General features: G+C 75.4%; 1 protein-coding gene. It reads right to left on the bottom strand.

Annotated features, from left to right (window positions below; all coding sequences use genetic code 11):
* The coding region (locus tag ABD841_RS40580) for a LacI family DNA-binding transcriptional regulator (RefSeq protein WP_344982409.1) at positions 1–616 on the bottom strand (616 nt) is incomplete at its 3' end.
* Positions 617–625 lie beyond the last annotated feature (9 nt).

Here is a 625-nt window from a genome sequence, read left to right as displayed (position 1 = left end):
CCCCGAGGGCCGCCGCCGCCTCGCGGAAACCGCGCAGCCGGTCGGCGTAGGACTCCGCGCCCGCCCCGGCCCCGACGTACGCCAGCCGCCGGTGGCCCAGCGCCACCACCCGCTCCACCAGCGCCCGCACCGCGGGCCGGTAGTCGGCGCCCACATACGGCACCGGCGCGCCGGCGTCGTCCCGGCGGCCCACCGACACGAACGGCACCCGCTCGGCCAGCAACCGGGCCAGATCGTCGCGGTCCACGGTGCGCCCCAGCAGCACGCACCCGTCGGCCAGCCGGATCCGGCTGTCCTCGCTGAAGATCCGCCGCCGCCCGCCGGACGCCCCGGCGCCGGTGAACAGCAGCAGGTCGCAGCCCACCTCCTCGGCGCACTCCTCGATGCCCACCAGGAACGGGTGGTAGAAGTCGGCGCTCTCGGCCGGGAAGACCGCCTCGTAGGTGAACACGCCCAGGATCCGGTTACGCCCCGCGGCCAGCCGCCGCGCCACCGGATCGGCCACATACCCGGTCTCCCGGATCACCCGCAGCACCCGGTCCCGCGTCTCCGGCGCGATCCGCACATCGGTGACGGCACGGTTGTTCAGCACCAGCGACACCGTCGTCTGGCTCACACCCGCCAT

Source organism: Streptosporangium fragile (assembly GCF_039534445.1).
Classification (GTDB): Bacteria; Actinomycetota; Actinomycetes; order Streptosporangiales; family Streptosporangiaceae; genus Streptosporangium; species Streptosporangium fragile.
Note: the sequence above shows the minus strand (reverse complement) of the source record. Positions and strands in the feature narration are given on the sequence as shown.